The sequence below is a fragment of the Saccharothrix texasensis genome (genome assembly GCF_003752005.1).
Taxonomy (GTDB): Bacteria; Actinomycetota; Actinomycetes; order Mycobacteriales; family Pseudonocardiaceae; genus Actinosynnema; species Actinosynnema texasense.
In genome coordinates this window covers 8,902,682-8,920,560 of the sequence record NZ_RJKM01000001.1, presented here as the reverse complement: position 1 = coordinate 8,920,560, position 17,879 = coordinate 8,902,682, and the positions used below count along the sequence as shown (strand labels likewise).

The window sequence follows — 17,879 nt, the reverse complement described above, 5'->3', positions numbered from 1 at the left end:
AGGCTTCAGCGGTCGGGCTGGGCCGGGCGTCCGCGCAGCAGGTCCAGCGCCGCCGCGCGGAGACCGGCCGGGTCCAGGGCGGCGTACGACGACACCGCCTCGTCGTACGCCGCCCGGTCGGCGCGTCCGGCGTCCGCCCGGACCGCGGCGGCGGACATCGTCGGGTGGAAGTCGCGCGGGAACCGGAAGCGCTCGGCCAAGGCGAGCATCCGGGCCGCCGGCCGCGCGCGGCACGGGTCGCCGGCCCGGCGGGCGCGGGCGAGGTCCGCGGCGGCGACGGCCACCAGCAGGGTGCCGCAGGTCGCCTGCCCCGCCAGGACCGGCGGGGCGGTCAGCAGGTCGGTCAGCGGTCCGGGCAGCGCGTCGGCGACGTCGGCGACGAGGTCGAGCCGGTCGTGCCGGGCGTGTGCGACGACGGCCGTCGACCGCGCTTGCGCCGCCCACGGGTCCGAGTCGGGCAGGCCCGCGTCGCGGATCCGGTCCAGGGCCCGCCGCCACAGCCCCAGGCCCGGCTCCACCTCGCCGCGGGCGAACCGCACCTCGGCCCGGATGCCGAGGTCGTAGCCGACCGACGTGGTCTCCTCCTCGTCGAGGGCGACCCGCGTGAGCCCGGCCAACCACCGCTCGGCCTCGGCCGGGTCGCCGAGCTGGAGGTTGGCCAGCACGAGCCACGCCCGCACGCCGACCACGTCGACCCGGGCTCCGAGTCGCCGCAGCAGCGGCAGCGCCGCGACCAGGTGGTCGCGGGCCTGCGCGCCCCGGCCCGCGCGCAGGCAGATCTCGGCGATCCGGCCGTGCGCGAACGAACGCGGCCACGGCAGGTCGTGCCCGGTGAACACGTCGAGCGCCAGCCCCGCCGCCTCCAGCGCCGCGTCGACGTCGCCGACGGCTTCCCGGTGGTAGCTCGCGAAGGCGTTCGCGACGGCGGCCACCAACGGCTCGGCGCTGTCGCACAGCCGCCCCAGCCGCGCCGGGTCGCCCAGCGCGGCGACCACCCAGCCGACCGCCCGGACCACCGTGTCCGGCTCCGCCACACCGAGCCGGCGCAGCGCGACGACCGACCGCGACGGCCGCGGCCCCTCCGAGCCGAACGCGTACGCCGCGGCCACGGTCAGCGCGGTCCGGGTCACCTCGACGAACGCGGGCTCCGGCCGGTAGCTCGACAGCGGCGGGGAGGTCTGCCGCACCAGCGCCGTGAGCCGCGGGTAGTTCGACTCGAGGCTCCACCGGCCGCCGAGGACCGCGGTGACCGCCGCGACGGTGGGCCGGTCGTCGCGGTCGAGTGCCGATCGGAGCGCGTGCAGCAGGTTCTCCTGCTCCGCCTGGACCGCGGCGGCCGTGGCGTGGGGGTCGGCGGCGAAGAGGTCCGCGTGCCCGGCCAGGCCGAACGCCCGCGCCCACCCCAGGAACGCGGTCGTCACGGCGTCGGTCTCCCCCGCCGCCGCCAGCCGCTCGGCGCTGAACTCCCGGACGGTCTCCAGCATCCGCAGCCGGGTGCCCGCCGGGGTGTCGGACACCTTGACCAACGAGTGGTCGACCAGGTGCTCCAGCACCACGTCCGCCTCGCGGGTGGTCGTGGGCAGCGCGTCGAGCAGCACGCGGGCGGCGTCGGCGGTGAACCCGTCGGGGAAGGCCGACAGCGCGCGCATCGCCGCCTGACCGGCCGGGTCCAGCAGGTTCCAGCTCCAGTCCACGACGGCGTGCAGCGCGTGGTGGCGGCGCGGCGCGTCCCGGGCCCCGCCGCGCAGCAGCGCGAACCGGTCGTCGAGCCGCCGGACGATCTCCGCCACGGACAGGACCCGCACCCGCGCGGCGGCCAGTTCGAGGGCGAGCGGCAGCCCGTCGAGGCGCCGGCACAGCTCCGCCACGTCCGCCTCGGGCAGGTCGACGCCCGGCCGCGCGGCCCGCGCCCGCTGCCCGAACAGCTCCGCGCTCGTCGCCAGGTCCAGCTCCGGCAGCGGGTACACCGACTCCGACGTCAGGCCCAGCGGTGTCCGACCGGTGGTGAGGACGCGTGGCTCGGCGGTCAGCGACACCAGGGTCCGCACCAGGTCGGCGACGCCGTCGACGACGTGCTCGCAGTTGTCCAGCACCAGCAGGGACGGGCCGGCGGCGAGCTTGGCCGCGATCGCGGCGACGTCGCCCGTGCCCGTGACGTGCCCGCCGGGTGTCCGGCGCCCGCCCACGCCGAGGGCCGTCGCCACCTCGTGGGCCACGTCGGCGGCGGCTGCGATGGCCGCCAGCGGCACGAACGTCACCAACGGCGCCTCCGCGCGGCGGGCGACGGCGTGGGCGAGCCGGGTCTTGCCGAGGCCGCCCGGCCCGACGATCGAGGTCACGCGGGAGGTGCGCAGCAGCGCCTCCACGGCGGTGACGTCGTCGTCCCGGCCCAGCAACGGGTTCGGCTCGTGCGCGACGCCGTGCCGGACCGCGGGCACGGCGCCCTGGAGCAGCCGCCGGTGCTCGGCCAGCAACGCCGGGCCGGGGTCCGTGCCGAGTTCGTCGCGCAGCGCCCGCCGGTAGGTGTCGTAGCGGGCCAGCGCCGTGGCCGGGCCGACCGTCGCCGCCTCGCACCGCAGCAGCTCGACCAGCACCTCCTCGTCGCGCGGGCGTGCCGCCGCCACCTCCGCCAGCGGGCCCACCGCCTCGGCGGCTCGACCGAGGCGCGCCAAGGCGAGCGCACGCGCCCGGACCAGCGCGCGGTAGGTCGCGGTCCGCTCGGCGCGCAGGGCGTCGACCGGGCCCGTGTCGGCGCCGGGATCACCGGCCCACAACGCCAGGCCGGCGTCGGCGTGCGTGAGCGCCGCGGCCTGGTCGCCTGCCCGCGAGCACCGCGCGGCGTCCTCGGCCCGGAGCAGCACCGCCGAGCTGTCGACCTGCTCCTCGGTCAGCGCCAGCCGGTAGCCGGTCGGGGTCCGGGCGATCACGTCGGCGCCGAGCAGGGACCGGGCCCGGGACACGAGGACCTGCACGGCCTTGGGCGGGTTCGCCGGCCGCTCGTCCGGCCACAGCCCGTCGGCCAGCCGCCCGGCGCCGCAGCCGGCGCGCAGGTCGGCGGCGAGCAGCGCGAGGAGACCGCGCAGTCGCGGACCGGCGATCTCCCGGCCGCGGAAGGACACCCCGGACAGCAGGACGAGGTCGGGGGGCACGCCGCCAGCGTATCGACCCGGGCCGGGGCGGCTAGGACACCCGGCTCGACGCCCGCATCCGCAGTCGACGCGGCCGGATCACCGCCGCCGTCGCGGGCCGGACGTCCTCGTCGCCGGGCACGTGCGTCAACCGCCACCGGGCGACGATGGACGCCAGCGCCATCGTCGCCTCCATCAGGCTGAACCTGTCGCCGATGCACTTGCGGGCGCCGTTGGCGAACGGCACGAACGCGTGACGCGCGGGTGTGCGGGCCGGGTCCCAGCGGTCGGGGTCGAAGCGGTGCGGGTCCGGGTGCAGCTCGGGGTCGTGGTGGATGGGGTACGGGCTGTAGGCCAGCACCGTGCCCGCCGGCAGCGGGTGCCCGCCCAGCTCGGTGTCGGCGGTGACCTCGCGGGTCAGGATGTACACCGGCGAGCGCAGGCGCAGCGTCTCGGTGATCACGCGCCCGGTCAGCTCCAGCGCGGCCACGTCCTCGGGTCCCGCGGTCCGCCCGGCGAGCACGGCGTCCACCTCGGCGTGCAGGCGGCGTTCGACGTCGGGGTGCCGGGCGATCAGGTGCAGCGCCCAGGCGAGGGTCACGGCGGTCGTCTCGCTGCCGGCGAGGTGGAAGGTCAGCATCTGGTTGACGACCTCGTGGTCGGACAGCGTCCGGTCCGCGCCGGTGGACTCCTCGTCGTACCCGGCCAGCAGCGCGGACAGCAGGTCGCCCCGGTCGCCGCCCTCCTCCCGCCGGGTGCGGACGATCGCCTCGATCATCGCCCTGATCCGGGTGTGCGCCCGCTCGAACCGCACGTTGACCGGCAGCGGCAGCTTGGTGAGCGCCTTGGGCATCATCATGCGCGGCAGGACGTCGGCGGCGAGCACGTCCGCGTCCTCCTGCGAGCGCTTGAGCTCGGCGGGCGTCAGCGTGTCGGAGAACATGGTGGCGGTGAGCACGTTCGTGGCGAGCATGCCCATCTCGGCGGGCACGTCGAGGACCTGCCCGTCGCGCCACGCGCCGACCCGGTCGGCGATCTGCGCGGACATCGTGCGCCCGTACGCGTCGAACCGGCCGACGTGGAACGCGGGTTGCAGCAGCCGGCGCTGCCTCCGGTGCTCGTGGTGCGGGCAGGTGGACAGGTTGTTGCCGACCACGTCCCGCACCCGGTCGGCGAACGGGCCGCCCTTGTCGAACGTGCGGTCGTCGCGGAACATCCGCTGCGCCAGCTCGGCGTCGCAGACCACGACCGCCTTGACCGGCCCGAGCGCGATCCGGACCAGCGGGCCTTGGCGGGCGAGCGAGCCGAGGAACGCCAACGGGTCGCGCATCATCGGCCAGGCGTGCCCGATCAGCGGCAGCCGACCTCGTGCCATGGGAATCCGCGTTGCCGAGTCCACTGGACGCACCTCCCGCGCTCCACCCCATGGTGGCGGTCCCGTCGCGGTCAGTCGACTACGGTTTGCCGATCGAGCCGTTCACACAGCGCGGTCCGCCATTCGGTCGGCGACCGGATCGGGCGGAGAAGTCGCGCGGACCGAATGGCGCGGACTCGCGTGACGGATTTCCGGTGCGGCTCGCGCCGGTGCGCCCCCATGCCTTGCGCGGTCGACACCACACGTGCGCGCACCGGATTGTTCCGCTATTCGCGGCATGGCGGAAAGCCCGGCAATTCGGCTTTCCGCCCAGATGTGCCGTCGACGACCGGGACACGGCCGACCCGGATGCCCGACCGCCGCCGATCGGCGGCGGGGTGAGGTCAGCGCAGGCTCCGGAGGTAGCCGTGCTCCAGCAGCCACGCCACGTTCAGCCGCTCCGGTGCGTCCGGCACGAGCTCACCGCGCAACTGGTACTGGAGGCCGCCCCCGGACTGGGCGAACCACGGCGCGATGGGTCCCGCGTCCACGGTGAAGTCCCTGAGGACGACGTAGACGTGGTAGTTGCAAGCCGCCGCGGGCACGCCGACGAGGCTCTGCGGCGGGATCGAGCGGGCGGTGTACGGCAGGCCGTCGGGCGCGAGGAACCCGCCGTACTCGCTGCCGTAGCGGTCGATCCACTCGCCTTCGCCCAGGGTCTCCTGCCACTTGATCGGAAGGCCGTCCGGGCCCACCTCGTAGCCGTCCTCCGGCGGGTAGCGCCACGAACCGGTCGCGTCGTCGTAGTAGGTGTCCAGGAACTCCTCCTCGGAGAGGTCCCCGGTGCGGCTGTACCCGGCCAGCTGCCGGGCGACCTCGCCCACCACGGGCAGTCGCTCGGGCCCGAGCCGGCGGTCGCCGTGGTACAGCTCCTCGGAGCACTCGCCGGGGTCGTGCGGCTGCGCGTGCGCGGACGGTGCGGCGACCAGGGCGGCTGCCAACAGGATGGACGACACGGCGGTGGCGAACTTGGCGAACCCTCGCATCCGACGACCTCCTCGTGCTCGACGGTCGGACGCGGCGAACGCTAGCGCCGTCCACGGCCTGGTTGGAGCGGCCGACGGCGGGTTCACCCGATCCAACACCCCGCGCGTAATCCGGTCGAGCACGCGGTTTCGCTGTGTAGTGACCCTTGGCGCGTGCCCGGGTGCCGGCCGTCCCAGGCCACGCCCGCGATGATGGACCGGTGAACGAGGTTGATCAGTCGGTGTCGCCGCCCCCCAGGGGGGTGGGTCGCCTCCCGGTGGTCGCCGGACTGGCCGAGCCGGCGGTCGCGGTGGTGCCCGAAGCGGCACGGGCACCGAAGGACCAGCGCGTCGAGCTGGGCGTGCGGTGGTCGGCCACGCACGGGGACTGGCTGCTGGTCCTGGACGACGTCACCGGCCCGAAGACGTGAAGTGTCTGCTGGAGCGCGTGCGGGAAGCCTCGGCAGGCTCTGCGCCTACAGCATGATCACGCTCACCGGCACGACCGTCGGCGTCCACCGGCTCGTGCAGGCCGTCGCCCGGACGCCGGACGACGAGGACCCGTTCCGGCAGCCCGCCGACATCGCGCAGGCGCGGCGGACCGCGCGGCCTCGTAGGCGCCCGCCAGGTTGCCTGCGGCGGCCGGGGTTTCGACCCGGTCCGGTCCGAGCAGCCTCGTGCAGGCGTCGAAGGTGGCTTCATGCAAGGCGGTGGCCGTCGTGAGGTCACCGGCGGCCATGTGCGCGCCGGCGAGTTCGTCGCGGGCGGTGAGCGTGTGGGGTTGGTCCGGCCCGAGCACCCGCCGCCGGTCGGCGAGGGTCTTCTCGTGCAACGGGATCGCGGACGTGAGGTCGCCCGCCGACTCGTAGGTGTCGGCGAGGTTGCCGCGCGGTCCAGGTGACGGGAGCCTTTCGCCCACCCGCTTGACGCGGGCACGGCGGCGCTGCCAGCATTGAGAACGATGTTTGCGTAAACATTTCGTGCGGGACGGTGACGGCGCCCCGTCCCGGGAGCTCGCCGGCGCACGGATCAGCCCACACCGGGCGCCGGCCGTTCGATCCCTGTGGTGGGCCGGACAAAGGAGTCCAGATGTCCCGCTTGTCCCCGAGGCGGTGGCGCGCGGTGTTGACCGCCGCGGCCGTCGGTTTGGCAACCCTGCTGCTGCCCGGTGGCACGGCGCACGCCGCGCCCGTCACCGTCGACGTGGGGGTGCAGTTCACCGACACGAGCGGCAACCTCGTCCAGGCGCACGGCGGTGGCGTGATCAAGGTCGGCAGCTACTACTACTGGTTCGGCGAGAACCGGCACCCGGACAACCTGTTCCGCGCCGTCTCGGTCTACCGCTCGACCGACCTGAAGACGTGGGAGTTCCGCAACAACGTCCTCACCCAGAACAGCCACTCGGAGCTGCGCATCTCCTGGGTGGAACGACCGAAGGTCGTCTACAACGCCTCGACGGGCCAGTACGTCATGTGGATGCACTGGGAGAACGGGCAGAACTACGGCGAGGCGCGAGCGGCCGTGGCGTACTCGTCCACTGTGGACGGAAACTACACCTACCAGGGCAGCTTCCGGCCGCTCGGGCAGCACATGTCCCGTGACATCACGCTGTACAAGGACGACGACGGCACGGCGTACATGATCTCGGCCGCGCGGGAGAACTACGACCTGCACATCTACCGGCTCAACGCCGACTACCGGGGTGTCGCCCAGCTGGTCGGCAACCCGTGGCCGGGCGGGCACCGCGAAGCGCCTGCGTTGTTCAAGCGCAACGGCGTGTACTTCATGCTCACGTCCGGCGCCACGGGCTGGTCGCCGAACCAGGCGAAGTACGCCACCGCCACCAGCGTGTCCGGTCCCTGGAGCGCGATGCGCAACGTGGGCGACTCCACCACGTACCGCTCCCAACCCGCCTACGTGCTGCCGATCCAGGGCACCCAGACGACCTCCTACCTCTACCTGGGCGACCGCTGGGCGGGGGCCTGGAACGCGCCGGTCGGCGACTCCAGCTACGTCTGGCTCCCGATCACCTTCTCCGACAACACCACCATGAACCTGTCGAACGCCGGTCAGATCGTCATCGACACGGCCGCGGGCACGATCACCACCGTGGCCCTGACCTACAACCGGATCAGCGTGCGGCACTCCGGCAAGTGCCTCGACATCGCCAACGCCAGTGGCGCCGACGGCGCGGCCCTGATGCAGTACCCGTGCGGCAGCGGGCAGAACCAGCAGTTCCGCCTCCAGTCCGCGGGCGGGAGCTACTACCAGGTGATCGCCCGGCACTCCGGCAAGTGCCTGGACGTGAGCGACGCCGCCACGGCCGACGGCGCGGCCGTCGTGCAGTGGAGCTGCAACACCGGCCAGAACCAGCAGTGGTCCCTCGTGGACGCCGGGTCCGGCTACTCCCGGCTGGTCGCGCGGCACTCCGGCAAGTGCCTCGACCTGCCGAGCAGCTCGCAGGACAACCTGCAGTTCAAGCAGTACCCGTGCGGCAGCGGGCAGAACCAGCAGTTCCAGCTGACGCGCGTCTGAACCGGCCACCGCCGGGTGCTCCCGCCCCTGTCCCGACCGGCGAGCGGTCGGGGCGGGGGCGGGAGCTCGCGTCCCGTGGTCAGACGAGGTGGTGGAACCCGGTCGCCGCCGCCGTCAGGGCGTCCACGCACGCCCTGATCGCGCCCCCGGTCGTCGTCCTCGGCGCGGTTGATCGCGTAGATGGTGCGGTTCAGCGCCGGCCTGGTGGTGAGCAGCCGCACGCCGTCGGGCACGGAGTCGCGACCGAGGCGCGGGATCACGGCCGCGCCCACGTTGCCCGCGACCAGGGCCAGCTGGGTCGGGTAGCTGCCGACGGTGCAGGTGATCCGGGCGCTCATGCCCTGCTGCCGCAGCACGTGCACGAGCCAGTCGTGGCAGCCCGAGCCCGCGCTCCAGGCGATCCACGGCAGGTCGTTCACCTCGGCCAGGTCGACGGCCTTGCGGTGCGCCAGGCGGTGGCCCGCCGGCAGTGCCAGGTCCGCCACGTCGGACAGCAGCGTGGTCCGCGACGTCGACGGCGGCACGGTGACGGGGCGGTGCGCCCAGCTCTCCAGGACCGCCACGTCGAGCCTGCCGTCGACCACCAGCGGCATGGTCTCCTCGGCCTCGCCCTCGTGCAGCGTCACCTCCAGGCCGGGGTGCTGCGCGCGCAACGCCGCCAGCACGGGCGGCAGCAGGGCGTGCACGGTGGTGGGGATGGCGCCGATGCGCAGGGGGCCGGTGAGGTCTTCGCGCAGCAGCTCCAGGTCCGACCGCGCCTTGTCGAGCTGGGCCAGGATGGTGGCGGCGTGGCCCGCCAGCACGTGCCCGGCGGTGGTGAGGCGGACGGTGCGGCCGTGCGGCTCCAGCAGCCGCTGCCCGGCTTCCCGCTCCAGCTTCGCCAGCTGCTGGGACACCCCGGACGGGGTGACGTGCAGCGCCGTCGCCGCCGCCGCGACCGTCCCGTGGGTCGCCACGGCGTGCAGGGCACGCATCCGCTCCAGACCGAACACGGTAGAGATGCTACCGAGTTCCGCTGACGACAATTCGCTTGTCCTTGATGGTTGGTGGTCGCAGGGTGGACGGGTGACCACGACCGAAGACCGTCCGGCGACCGTGCCGCCCGGGACGCGGGTGAACCCGGTGCTGCTCGCGATGGCGGGCAGCCTCTGCATCGCGCTGTCCTCGGTGTTCATCAAGGTGTCCGGCGCCAGCGGCAGCACCAGCGCGTTCTGGCGGTGCCTGTTCTCGCTTCCGGTGCTGGGCGCGCTGGTGTGGTGGGAACGGCGGCGTGGCACGGCGCGGCGGCGGTTGGTGCTGCCGCTGCTGGCGGGTGTCGGGCTCGGCGTGGACTTCGTGCTGTGGGGTGACGCGATCGCGCTGGTCGGCGCGGGCATCGCGACGGTGCTGCTGTCCGTGCAGGTGGTGATCGTGCCCGCGGTGGCGTACCTGGTGTTCCGGGAACGGCCGTCGAACCGCTTCTTGTGGGCCGCTCCGGTGCTGCTGGGCGGGATCGTGCTCGCGGGCGGTCTGGCGGGCACGCCGGCGTTCGGCCCCGACCCGGCCCTGGGCGCGGTGCTGGCCTTGGGCGCGGGCGTGGGGTTCGCCGCCTACCTGGTGCTGATGCGCCGCAGCACCGGACCCGGCGCCCGCGACCACACGTTGTTCCTCGCCACGGTGTCGGCGGGGGCGGTGGCGGTGGCGATCGGCGTGCCGACGGACCGGCTCGACCTGTCGCCGGGGTGGCCCGTGCTGGGCTGGCTGCTCGCGTTGGCGCTGATCGGCCAGATCGCGGGCTGGTTGCTGATCTCCACGGCGCTGCCCCGCCTGTCGAGTGCGACGGGCGCGACGATGATGCTGCTGCAGCCGGTCGGCGCGATCCTGATGGGTGTCGTGCTGCTGCACGAGCGGCCGAGCGCGCCGCAGCTGGCCGGGTGCCTGGTGGTGCTCGGCGCGGTCGCCTTCGTCAGCGTCGGGTCGCGCCGCTGACCGCAGCCGGGGCACGGGGCGTCAGCGTGGCGTGGTGTTCGTGAGGCGGACGAGGAACTCGGCGTTGTCGCGGGTCTTGCGCAGGCCGTCGAGGAGCACGTCGATCGCGTCCTCCTTGCCGGCGAGGACCCGGCGCAGCAGGCGGGTCGCCGTCGCTTCGCGGGGGGTGAGCAGCAGGTCGTCGCGGCGCGTGCCGGACTGGGTGACGTCCACGGCGGGGAACACGCGTCGGGCGGCGGCCTTGCGGTCCAGCCGGAGTTCGGCGTTGCCGGTGCCCTTGTACTCCTCGAAGAGCAGCGCGTCGCCCGCGGAGCCGGTGTCGACCAGCGCGGAGGCGATGATCGTCAGCGAGCCGCCGTCCTCGACGGCGCGCGCGGCCCCCAGGAACCGCTTGGGCCCGGCGAGGGCGCCGGCGTCCACACCTCCGGACAGGGTCCGGCCGGACACCGGCGCGGCGAGGTTGTGGGCACGGCCGAGCCTGGTCGCGGAGTCCAGCAGGACCACCACGTCCCGGCCCAGCTCGACCAGGCGTTTCGCGCGTTCGACGGCCAGCTCGGCGAGCGCCGCGTGGTCACGCGGCGGGTGGTCGAACGTGGCGGCGACGACCTCGGCCGGCACGGCTCGCGCGAGGTCGGTGACCTCCTCCGGACGTTCGCCGACCAGGACGAGCATCAGGTGGCACTCCGGGTGGTTCTTGGCGATGCCGTGCGCGATGGCCCGCAGGACGGTGGTCTTGCCGGCTTTGGGCGGCGCGACGACCAACGCGCGCTGCCCCTTGCCGATGGGCATCACCAGGTCGACCACCCGCGTGGTCAGCTCGTGCGCCTCGGTCTCCAGCCGCAGCCGCTCCCGCGGGTGGGCGGGCACCAGGTCGGTGAACACCGGCCGGGACCGGGAGTGGCGCGGGTGCGCGCCGTTGACGGCCTCCACCGTGACCAGCGACGGCGACCTGCCGTCCCGTGCCGGTGGTGCGACGCGGCCGTGCACCTCGTCACCGCGCCGCAGCCCGTGCTCGGCGACGAGGTGCGCCGCGACGGTGGCGTCGTCCGGTCCCGGCAGGTAGCCGTCGGTGCGCAGCACGGCCCGGCGGTCCACGACGTCGAGGACGCCGGAGGTGAGGCGGGTGCGGGAAGGATCGTTGTGGTTCAAGGGTTTCTCCCTGATCGCGGGAATGGTGGACGACGCGGCGGCACCGCGTCGGGAACCCGCTGCCAGGTCGGGGAAGGCCGCACGGCCACGTCCGACCGCAGTCCGGGTCTGAAGAGAATCCGCGGGAGGGGCTGAGGCCACCTGCGTCCGCGAGAACTAGATGTCACGCAGCATAGCCGTCGGTCCGGACCACGCGCAAGCGTCGCCCCGCTCCGGCCCGGCGACGGTGGGCTGTTCGGCGTAGTCGCTGGTATACCGTTGTGCGGCGAGGTCTGGTCGAGGGCGAGGAGTGCCGGCGGTGTCGCGGTTGTTGCTCGTGGAGGACGACGCGGCGTTGGCGGAGGCGCTCGCGCGGGCGTTGCGGGGCCTCGGGCACGAGGTGGTGGTGGCCGGCAGCGGCGAACGGGCGTTGGAGCTGCTGGCCGAGCGGCGCGCGCCCACCGACCTGGTGCTGCTGGACGTGATGCTGCCCGGGGTGGACGGGTTCGAGGTGTGCCGCCGCCTGCGCGCCCGGGACACCGTGCCGGTGATCCTGTTGACCGCGCGTGGCGACGCGGTGGACGTCGTGGTCGGTTTGGAGGGCGGCGCCGACGACTACGTCGTGAAGCCGGTCGAGCCGAGGGTGCTCGACGCCAGGGTGAAGGCGGTCCTGCGCCGCTCCGCGCCCGCGCATCGACCGCCGACGCCGCACGTGCACACCATCGGCGACCTCGAGCTCGACACCGCCGCCATGGTGGTGACCCGCGACGGCGTCGAGCTGGGCCTCACGTCGACCGAGCTGCGCCTGCTGGTCGAGTTCGCCGAGCACCCGGGCCAGGTGCTGAGCAGGCAGGCGCTGCTCAAGCGGGTGTGGGACTACGGTTTCGCCGGCGACTCGCGGCTGGTCGACGCCGCCGTGGCCCGCCTGCGCGCGAAGATCGAGCCCGAACCGGCCAACCCCGTGCTGCTGCGCACCGTCCGGGGGTTCGGCTACCGCCTGGTCAAGCCGTGAGGTGGCGGCCGGGTCTGCGGGCCGCCATCGTGCTGACCGTCGCGGCCGTCAGCCTCGTCACGACCGCCGCCATGGCGTTGACGACCTACCAGCTCCAGGCCGGCTCCGCCCAGGAGCGGTTCACCGCCTCGGCTCAGGCCGCGTTCGACTCCGACACCCAGCAGGCGCACCAGTTCCTGGTCCGCAGCACCGCGTTCGAGTCCGCGGTGGGCGGTGTGGCCGAGTACATGGGCGCCCGGCTGGGCCTGACGTGGGCGCTGGTCAACTTCACGCCGACGTCCGGCCCCGTGTCCACCGCCGCGGACGGCAGGTACGTCCCGGTCGCCGGCACGGGCGGGTCGTTCGCCGGGCAGCTGCCCGTGTCCCGGGTGGACGAGGCACGGCGGGGCGGGCGCTCGGTGCGCTACACCGCGGACACCCCGGACGGCCCGCAGCTCGTCATCGTCGGCGAGGTCGAACCGGGCTTGCTGCTCGCCGAGTTCTACCACGCGCGCGGCATCGACCGGGAGCTGTCCGCCCTGCGCGACCGGCTCGCGGTCGTGGCGGCGGTGATCGCGCTGCTCGGCGGCGCGCTGGGCGTCCTGGCGGCACGGGGCGTGCGGCGCCGGGTGCGCACCGCGGCGCTCGCCGCCCGCCGCTTCGGCGACGGCGCGCTGGACACCAGGCTGCCGGTGCGGGGTCGTGACGAGCTGGCCGACCTCGCCGGGTCGTTCAACGCGATGGCGCAGCGGCTCGGCGAGTCCATCGAGCAACTGCGGCTCAAGGACCAGCAGCAACGGCGGTTCGTCGCCGACGTCGCGCACGACCTGCGCACACCGGTCGCGTCGATGGTCGCGGCCGCCGACGGTCTGCGCAGCCCGGACGCCGAGGACCGCGCCCGGTCCGCCGAACTGCTCGCGAGCCAGGCGCGGCGGCTCGGCGCGCTGGTCGAGGACCTGCTGGAGGTGTCCCGGTTCGACGCGGGCGCCGCCGAGCTGCGACCCGAGGCCGTCGACCTCGAGGCGCTGGTCGAGGACGCCGTCCAGGTGAGCGCGCCGGACGCGGACGTCACCGTCCGGAGCACCGGGGACGTCACCCTGTTCGCCGATCCCCGCCGCCTGCACACGATCGTGCGCAACCTCGTGACCAACGCCGTCCGGCACGGCGAACCGCCGGTCGCGGTGACCGTCGACGGCACGGCTCCCGACCTGGTGCGGGTGGCCGTCGCCGACTCCGGACCCGGCCTGCCCGCCGAGCTGGCCCCGGTCGTGTTCGACCGCTTCGTGCGCGGCGACCGCGCCCGCAGCCGCACGGAGGGCAGCGGCCTCGGGCTGGCCATCGCGCGGGAGAACGCCCGCCTGCACGGTGGCCGCCTGGACGTCGACGGCGCGGTGTTCACCCTCACCGTGCCGCGAGGCGAACCGCCGCGCGTCGACTGATCGGCGGGCCGCTGTCACACAACGCGCACACAACGCGCACCGGCCGGGGACATCGCGCGGGCAGTGTCGGACACGTCCGATCCGGCACTACCAGCGAGGAAGAAACATGGTCTGCCCATGGGCGCGCGCACGTGTGGACGGTGACCGGCGATCGGGTCGGCGGATCTCGGCGGCGGTGGTCTGCGGGTTCGTGCTGGCCCTGTCGGCGTGCTCGCCGGGCGCCCCGGCCGGCCCGGCCGGGCACGCCAAGAGCCGTGCGGTCGAGGACGGCAGCATCCCCGACCACACCAGCATCTCCCCCGACGACTCCGGCCACCCCGCCATCTCCGGGCTGGACCCGGACCTGCTGGCGGCGGTGCGGAGAGCGGCGGCGGACGCGCGGGCGGCCGGTGTCGAGCTGCGGGTGACCTCGGGGTGGCGGAGCAAGGCGTACCAGCAACGCCTCCTCGACGAGGCCGTGGCCGCGCACGGGAGCCTGGAGGAGGCTCGGCGGTTGGTCAGCACGCCGGAGAAGTCCGCGCACGTGACCGGCAAGGCCGTCGACATCGGCCCGACCGACGCCGCCGACTGGCTCATCCGCAACGGCTCGGACCACGGCCTGTGCCAGACCTACGCCAACGAGATGTGGCACTTCGAGCTCTCGACCACCCCGGGGGGCGAGTGCCCGGCGCCGCGCGACGACGCGGCCGGCTGAGCGGTCGCCGTCACGAGGTCGCCGGCGCGGCTTCGGCGGTGCACGGCTTCTCCACCGGCCCCGGGTCGCGCCGGTCGAGCGGCCACACCCGGACCTCGCCGCCCACGCGCCGCCCCATCACGCAGTCCTTGCCGTCGCCGCCGGTGTTCGCGGACAGCGCCACACCGACATCGCCGCCTCGGACGTGCACGAGTACTCGGGGCGGGATGCTCGCGAGGCCGGTCGCCGGGTCCACCCGCGGCGCGGGCAGAGCGGCGGCCACGGCGTCGCCGGGTGTCCCGGGCAGCGCGCCGAGGGCGGTTCCCCGGGCCGGCGCGAAGTCCGACGGGATGCCCCGCTTCGGCAGCGGCGGTGGCGTGACCGGGGTGGCGTCCTCCGGGCAGGTGACCCGTGACGGCTCGGCCACCGCGCCGCAGTGGTCGAAGTCGACCTCGTAGCAGGCGTCGAACGCCGGGGTCTTCTGCCACTCGGAGTCGTGCGCGTCGCGGTGGATCCGCCAGACCAGGCGCGCCATCGGGTCCTCGGGCCCCTCGTGGGCCAGGTCCTCGGCCGGCAGCACGCTGAAGCCGGGCGACCCGCCGAGCGGTGTGGCCAACGCGGCCCTGGCGAGACCGGCCGCGTCCGGCCGGCGCGGGTAGCCGATGGCGTCGGCCAGGGTCGTGGACTGCCGATCCGTCCCCGCGTCCGGCCGGCGTCCGACCGGCGTCGCGACGGCCTCCGCGCGAATTGTCGGTGCCCCTCGATAGCGTGGCCGAAGATCACGTGATGAAGGAGCGAACGCATGTCTGCCACGACGTACCTGGAGCTGTCCGAGGCCGATGGTGGCGCGCACAAGTTCTACGAAGTGCGGGTCGACGACACCGAGGTCACCATCACCTACGGGCGGATCGGGGAACAGGGGCAGGTCAGGAGCGCGACCTTCGCCGACCACACCAAGGCGCTCAAGGCCGCCGAGAAGAAGATCGGCGAGAAGGTGCGCAAGGGCTATGCGCCCGCCGTCAGGGGGATGCGCCAGCGCCGGTCGGTGAGCAGGCGGCAGATCGTCAGCACCCGCTCCACCGCCACCCAGGCGCCGGTGCTGTGGCGCTTCGCCTCCGGGGCGCCGGCGTTCGGCATCTTCATCGGCGAGGACCACGCCTGGGTCGGCAACGAGAAGGGCGACGTCTACACCCTCACCCACGACGGCCGGGTCACCGGGCGCTTCGGCCTGCCCGACGCGGTGAAGTGCATCGTGGCCGACGACTTCTGGATCTACGCGGGGTGCGACGACGGCCAGGTGTACGACCTCGGCGCCAAGGTGCCGCGGGTGGCCTACGAGATCGCCGACGACGTCGACATCTACTGGCTCGACATCCACGACGGCGTGCTCGGCGTGTCCGACCGGCAGGGCGGGGTGACCGTGGTGGACCACGAGGACGAGTTCCAGTGGTCGGTGCCGGCCACCGGCGACAGCGCCTGGATGGTCCGCTGCTCGCCGGAAGGCGTGTTCCACGGCCATTCCCGGGGCGTCACCCACTACACCGGGCGCGGGAACCGGGCGTGGCACGCGGACACCGTAGGCGGGGTGCTGTTCGGCTGGCAGGAGCGCGACGAGGTCTTCGCCGGCACCAGCCGCGGCCGCGTGCACCGGTTCGCCAAGGCCGACGGGCGCCAGACCGGCGAGTACCGCTGCGACGCGGCGGTGTTCTCCTGCGCGACGTCACCCGACGGCGAGTTCGTCTTCGCGGGCGACAACCAGTCCTCGGTGTACTGCTTCGCCGCCGACGGCACCCGGCTGTGGAAGCTCGCCACGGGGTGCGGTTCCGCGTTCTCCATGCAGTACCGCGACGAGCGGCTCTACCTGGTGACCACGGACGGCTCGCTCGCGTGCCTCGACGCCGGCGTGGACGCCGTGCGCGCGGCCGAGCAGGGCCGGTTGCCGCAGCGCCAGGACATCAAGGCGGGCGCCATCGACCGCGTCGAGGCGACCGCGGAGGTCGAGGTCGTGTCGGACGTCGAACCGGGCGACGGCGTCGTGGTCGAGTGCGTGCAGGTCGGCGGTCGGGTCCGGGTGCACGTCGTCTCGGAGGGCTACGACCGGACGTGGGGCGTGCAGTTCCCCAAGAACATCCGCGTGCCCGGCGCCCGGTACCTGGTCACCGAAGTGGTCACGTCGGCCGGCGGGTCGTTCTACCGCACGCGCGGCGAGATCAAGCGCCTGCGGTGAGCACCGGCGCCGCGGCTGCGGCCGGACCAGGTCGAACGGCTGATCGAGCGGGCGCTCACCTCGCGCGAGGACCGCACCACCCGGGTCGACCCGCCGACGGTCCGCACGCCACCCGGGCACCGGTCGCCCGGTCAGGCCCGCCGCCCGCGGCGCCACCGGCTTCCGACGCGGTGGCAGCCGTTCGTGACCGGCGCGGTGTTCCTGTTGTGCTCCACGGTCTTCCGGCCGCACTGCACCCCGGCCTGTTCCCGCTCCGTCGGCCGGGTCGACGGAGCGAGGCTCACCGAGCGGTCATGACCGAAGGCTGAGGGGTCCTCGACGCGGGGCGGCCGTGCTGGCGCGCACGACCAGCTCGGTGGACAGGACCAGCCGGTGCTGCGACAGGGGTCTGCCGTTCGCCAGGTCGATCACCATGCCGGTGGCGGTGGCCGCCATGTCGCTCAACGGCTGCCGGACGGTGGTCAACGTGGGGATCATCCACTGCGCGGGCGGCAGGTCGTCGAAACCGACCACGCTCAGGTCGTCGGGGATGCGCAACCCCGCCTCGTAGACGGCCTGGTACACACCCAGCGCCTCGCCGTCGTTGCCGGTGACCACAGCGGTCGGCGGGTCCGGCAGGCGCAGCAGCTCCCGGGTGTGCTCCAGGCCGTCGGCGATCTGGAAGTAGCCCTCGCGGACCAGCTCCGGGTCCACCGGCACACCGGCCGCGTCCATGGCCGCCCGGTAGCCGTCGAGCCTGGCCCGGCCGGACAGCATCTGCGGCGCGCCCGTGATCACCGCGATGCGCCGGTGGCCGAGGTCCAGCAGGTGACGGGTCCCCGCCAGGCCGCCGCTCCAGTTGTCCGCGCCCACCGACGGCACGTCGTGCCCGGGCTCACCGGTCGGGTCGACCAGCACCACGGGGATGTCACGGCTGCGCAGCTGCTCGTGCTGCTCGGGCGTGGGACCGGAGAAGACGGCGACGACCCCGGTCGGCCGCCGCGCCAGCACCCCGTCGATCCAGCTCCGGCCGGGGGTGTGCGTGCCGTGCAGCTCGGTCAGCCCGATCGTCAGCCCGTGGTCGGTGACGACCCGTTCGACCCCCTTGATCACCTCGACGGGGTAGGTGCCGGCCAGCTCGTGGAACAGGACCTCGACCAGCGGCGCCTTGCTCACCTTCTTCTGCCGCCGGTACCCCTGCTCGCGGAGCAGGCCCTCCACCAGGGCGCGCGTCTCCGCGGCGACCTCGACGTGCCCGTTGACCACCTTGGACACCGTCGCCGCCGACACGCCCGCCAGCTCGGCGATCCGCGCGATGGTGATCCCGGCGCCGCCGGCCGCGCCGGGGGCCTGGTCACGCGTCGAAGCCATGCCGCGAGTCTAACGGCCGGTCCGGGACGGCCCCGGTCGCGCAGACCGATCAGGAATCGAG

Annotated in this window: 14 protein-coding genes and 1 pseudogene; 7 read left to right on the top strand and 8 right to left on the bottom strand. The window is 74.2% G+C overall.

Features of this window, described 5'->3' with window-relative positions:
• Positions 1-5: 5 nt before the first annotated feature.
• From EDD40_RS39755 to EDD40_RS39745, 3 genes are all read right to left on the bottom strand, one after another.
• The gene (locus EDD40_RS39755) at positions 6-3,149 is read right to left on the bottom strand and encodes an ATP-binding protein (protein ID WP_123747447.1); all 3,144 of its coding nucleotides are present in this window, start codon (positions 3,147-3,149) and stop codon (positions 6-8) included.
• Between the two features lie 31 nt (positions 3,150-3,180).
• Positions 3,181-4,503 (bottom strand): cytochrome P450, encoded by a 1,323-nt coding sequence (locus EDD40_RS39750; RefSeq protein ID WP_123747446.1) that lies wholly within the window; start codon positions 4,501-4,503, stop codon positions 3,181-3,183.
• Between the two features lie 383 nt (positions 4,504-4,886).
• On the bottom strand, positions 4,887-5,528 hold the full coding sequence (locus tag EDD40_RS39745) for a TNT domain-containing protein (protein ID WP_123747445.1): 642 nt from the start codon (positions 5,526-5,528) through the stop codon (positions 4,887-4,889).
• Positions 5,529-5,785: 257 nt separating this feature from the next.
• Between EDD40_RS39745 and EDD40_RS42210 the strand changes: the two genes are divergently transcribed.
• Positions 5,786-5,938 (top strand): hypothetical protein, encoded by a 153-nt coding sequence (locus EDD40_RS42210; RefSeq protein ID WP_170185378.1) that lies wholly within the window; start codon positions 5,786-5,788, stop codon positions 5,936-5,938.
• 62 nt (positions 5,939-6,000) lie between these two features.
• Here the strand turns inward: EDD40_RS42210 and EDD40_RS42205 are convergent, their stop codons facing one another.
• Positions 6,001-6,426 carry a tetratricopeptide repeat protein gene (locus EDD40_RS42205; RefSeq protein ID WP_170185377.1) on the bottom strand — a complete coding sequence of 142 codons (426 nt, stop codon included), beginning with the start codon at positions 6,424-6,426 and terminating at the stop codon, positions 6,001-6,003.
• Positions 6,427-6,596: 170 nt separating this feature from the next.
• On the opposite strand from EDD40_RS42205, the gene EDD40_RS39730 reads away from it, so the two are divergent.
• Positions 6,597-8,042, top strand: a complete 1,446-nt coding sequence (locus EDD40_RS39730) for an RICIN domain-containing protein (RefSeq protein WP_123747444.1) — start codon at positions 6,597-6,599, stop codon at positions 8,040-8,042.
• 79 nt (positions 8,043-8,121) lie between these two features.
• Here the strand turns inward: EDD40_RS39730 and EDD40_RS39725 are convergent.
• Positions 8,122-9,034: pseudogene (locus EDD40_RS39725) on the bottom strand (LysR substrate-binding domain-containing protein).
• A 73-nt stretch (positions 9,035-9,107) separates the two neighbouring features.
• Here EDD40_RS39725 and EDD40_RS39720 point away from each other — a divergent pair.
• On the top strand, positions 9,108-10,010 hold the full coding sequence (locus EDD40_RS39720) for a DMT family transporter (RefSeq protein WP_170185376.1): 903 nt from the start codon (positions 9,108-9,110) through the stop codon (positions 10,008-10,010).
• A gap of 21 nt (positions 10,011-10,031) precedes the next feature.
• Here the strand turns inward: EDD40_RS39720 and EDD40_RS39715 are convergent, their stop codons facing one another.
• Entirely contained in the window at positions 10,032-11,159 is a 1,128-nt protein-coding gene (locus tag EDD40_RS39715; protein WP_342777810.1) for a transcription termination factor Rho, short form, read from the bottom strand.
• A 298-nt stretch (positions 11,160-11,457) separates the two neighbouring features.
• Here EDD40_RS39715 and EDD40_RS39710 point away from each other — a divergent pair, with 298 nt between their 5' ends.
• From EDD40_RS39710 to EDD40_RS39700, 3 genes are all read left to right on the top strand, one after another.
• Positions 11,458-12,150 (top strand): response regulator transcription factor, encoded by a 693-nt coding sequence (locus EDD40_RS39710; RefSeq protein WP_123748632.1) that lies wholly within the window; start codon positions 11,458-11,460, stop codon positions 12,148-12,150.
• Positions 12,147-13,568: a sensor histidine kinase gene (locus tag EDD40_RS39705; RefSeq protein WP_246038224.1), complete on the top strand. Its 1,422-nt coding sequence runs from the start codon at positions 12,147-12,149 to the stop codon at positions 13,566-13,568. Before EDD40_RS39710 ends, EDD40_RS39705 begins: the two co-directional genes overlap by 4 nt.
• Positions 13,569-13,674: 106 nt before the next feature.
• Positions 13,675-14,262 (top strand): M15 family metallopeptidase, encoded by a 588-nt coding sequence (locus EDD40_RS39700; protein WP_123747441.1) that lies wholly within the window; start codon positions 13,675-13,677, stop codon positions 14,260-14,262.
• A gap of 10 nt (positions 14,263-14,272) precedes the next feature.
• Here the strand turns inward: EDD40_RS39700 and EDD40_RS39695 are convergent, their stop codons facing one another.
• Positions 14,273-14,857, bottom strand: a complete 585-nt coding sequence (locus EDD40_RS39695; RefSeq protein ID WP_123747440.1) for a hypothetical protein — start codon at positions 14,855-14,857, stop codon at positions 14,273-14,275.
• Positions 14,858-15,043: 186 nt separating this feature from the next.
• On the opposite strand from EDD40_RS39695, the gene EDD40_RS39690 reads away from it, so the two are divergent.
• The gene (locus EDD40_RS39690; RefSeq protein WP_123747439.1) at positions 15,044-16,468 is read left to right on the top strand and encodes a WGR domain-containing protein; all 1,425 of its coding nucleotides are present in this window, start codon (positions 15,044-15,046) and stop codon (positions 16,466-16,468) included.
• Between the two features lie 291 nt (positions 16,469-16,759).
• On the opposite strand, the gene EDD40_RS39685 is transcribed toward EDD40_RS39690, so the two are convergent.
• Positions 16,760-17,818 carry a LacI family DNA-binding transcriptional regulator gene (locus EDD40_RS39685; protein ID WP_123747438.1) on the bottom strand — a complete coding sequence of 353 codons (1,059 nt, stop codon included), beginning with the start codon at positions 17,816-17,818 and terminating at the stop codon, positions 16,760-16,762.
• Positions 17,819-17,879: the final 61 nt, after the last annotated feature.